This is a genomic window from Nitrospira sp. BLG_2, assembly GCF_049222245.1.
This window is the reverse complement of sequence record NZ_JBLYIG010000294.1, coordinates 1-2,385: the sequence shown is the minus strand read 5'-3', so window position 1 is coordinate 2,385 and position 2,385 is coordinate 1. Positions and strand designations below refer to the sequence as shown.

Here is a 2,385-nt window from a genome sequence, read left to right as displayed (position 1 = left end):
GGCGGCCATGCTTGAAATGACGGCGAAAAAGCTCGGCATGACGACCGTGATCGACCAGGATGGTTCGTTGGTCGGCGTGATTACCGACGGCGACTTACGACGTTTTATCCAGCGGGGCACCGATTTGGTCAATACGACGGCCCGCGAGTTAGCCTCGCACAATCCCAAAACGATCGGACCGCAGGAATTGGCGGCCACGGCCGTGGAGATGATGGAGCGGTATTCGATCACGACTCTGGTGGTGACCGAAGACGGCCGGACGATTCGCGGCGTGATTCATTTGCATGATCTGCTCAAAAACGGAATCGTGTAGGAGCCACAGTCGCTCATGAACCGCGTTGTGGAAGTATGGAGAGACATCGGGGCGGAATCGCTCAATCTGCCCAATCTCCTGACGCTCGCCCGCATTCTCTTGATTCCCGTCTTCATCATTCTGTTCGTCAATCCAACGCCCGATCAGTCGCTGGCGGCGGCCATTGTCTTTACCGTCGCGGCGGTAACGGATATGTTGGACGGCTACATCGCGCGACGAACCGGCCAGGTGACGACGCTCGGCAAGTTGCTCGATCCGGTCGCGGACAAACTCCTGGTCTTGTCGGCCCTGATCCTTCTCATGAATGTGGATCGGGTCAGCGCGGTGGTCGCGCTGCTGATCATCGGGCGGGAGGTTGCCGTCACGGGAATCCGTGCCATTGCTGCGGGAGAAGGAATGATTATCCCGGCTGAGACGACCGGCAAATATAAAATGACGCTCCAAGTCGTCGCCATCATTCTGCTGATCCTGGAAGGAACAGGCTTTGCCGAACTCGGCAATATGCACCTGGCTGGCACCGCCACCTTGTATCTGTCATTGGTGTTCGGCTATGTCTCCGGCAGTCAGTATGTGTGGAGCTTTTGGAAACAGGTTGTCGCGAAGGGACTCTGAACAATGATATATGGAACGGTATGTGCGCATGATTCTCCATCATGCAATCTTGAATCAGCCACCATCTAAGTGCCCCCAGCGTGCTACGGAACCCAAGACTTCTTACCTGCGCCGTTCTCTCTATCCTTCTCACATTGACCGCTTGCAGTGAAAACGAGCTACCTCCGCAACTTGAAGCCTTCGCCTATCCAAGTGCAAATAGACAGTGCTCAGTGGGATCTCGACCTGGATTAGCCGGCGCAACCGATGGCAAAGTCTCCGCTGATAGCATTCGGTATATGGTCCGCACACCCTCGAACTATGATGCCACATTCGCACATTCCCTTTTGATGGTCTATGCTCCGGCAGGACAGAGTAGGTGGGCATCGGAACGATTGACGGGTCTCACCACCGCCACGACCGCAGCCGGATTTATCGTGGTCTATGCCGATCACAAACAGCTGAGTCCTACTACTGTCGAGCAGCTTGGGACAATTCCCGGCCTCGTGGCGAGGGACTGGTGCATCGATGAGAAAAAAGTGTTTGTAACGGGCCACTCAGACGGCGGCACTGCTTCGTTGGCATTGGCCGTGCTCGACAAAACGAAAACCATCCCCGCGGCTATCGCGCCGAGCGCAGCCGGATGGACCGGCAAGGACCTTGAGTCCTTTCAATGCCGCGACCCGATTCCGGTCATGATCATGCATAGCAAGAACGATAGGTTGTTTCCCGGTTGGGGAAATCAAACATCCGCCTGGTGGGCGGGCTGCAATCGTTGTGATGTCACAAAGACAAAACCAGTAGAAGGCGGATGTCGCGCGTTTCAAGGATGTTCACCGAACGGAGCGACACTCTACTGCGAAGGAACGGGCAGTCACCGGGATTGGCCCAGTCTGAATCGGGTGATGCTGGAGTTTTTTACGCATCCGGAGAAGTTTCTGTAATCGCAGATGGCAGTGAGAGATTGAATGGATCAGACAGGTCTGATCATCGGGCTCATGATCGGCGGGTATCTATTGGGGGCCGTCCCATTTGGGGTCGTCATCTCAAAAGCGATGGGGCTGCCCGATCCTCGCACAGTCGGCAGCAAGAATGTCGGATTTACCAACGTGCTGCGCGTGTCGGGCAAAAAAGCCGGCATCCTGACCTTGATCGGCGACATGGGCAAAGGATGGCTAATGGGTTTTGTGGCCACGCAGTGGCTGCAAGACGAATGGGCCATATTGGCTGTCGCGCTCGCGCCGTTTCTTGGACACCTGTTCTCGCCCTTTCTCGGATTCAAAGGAGGGAAAGGCGTCGCAACCGCGCTTGGTTCCGTCCTGGGTGTTGCGCCGTTGATCGGGCTGTTGTTGCTCCTGGCCTGGATCGGAGCCGTGACTATCTGGCGCTATTCTTCCGGCGGTGCGCTCACGGCGTTCGGACTCTTTCCGATAATCGCCGCGTTGATCCGTCCAACGACATCGTTCATGTTCTTCTCACTG

General features: G+C 56.2%; 4 protein-coding genes. All 4 read left to right on the top strand.

The genetic code is table 11. From position 1 onward, the window contains the following. Nucleotides 1–313, top strand: a 313-nt coding sequence (locus ACOSYY_RS08155; RefSeq protein ID WP_421661772.1) for a CBS domain-containing protein, incomplete at its 5' end; no start/stop codon positions are given. A 15-nt stretch (nt 314–328) separates the two neighbouring features. Beyond that, entirely contained in the window at nt 329–925 is a 597-nt protein-coding gene (pgsA, locus tag ACOSYY_RS08150; RefSeq protein ID WP_421661771.1) for a CDP-diacylglycerol--glycerol-3-phosphate 3-phosphatidyltransferase, read from the top strand. 212 nt (nt 926–1,137) lie between these two features. After that, nucleotides 1,138–1,848: an alpha/beta hydrolase family protein gene (locus ACOSYY_RS08145; protein WP_421661770.1), complete on the top strand. Its 711-nt coding sequence runs from the start codon at nt 1,138–1,140 to the stop codon at nt 1,846–1,848. 24 nt (nt 1,849–1,872) lie between these two features. Next, the coding region (locus tag ACOSYY_RS08140) for a glycerol-3-phosphate acyltransferase (protein ID WP_421661769.1) at nt 1,873–2,385 on the top strand (513 nt) is incomplete at its 3' end.

What these genes read in the sequence shown, in the direction of transcription:
- pgsA (WP_421661771.1), top strand. Translation starts at nt 329, where the DNA reads ATGAACCGCGTTGTGGAAGTATGGAGAGACATCGGGGCGGAATCGCTC.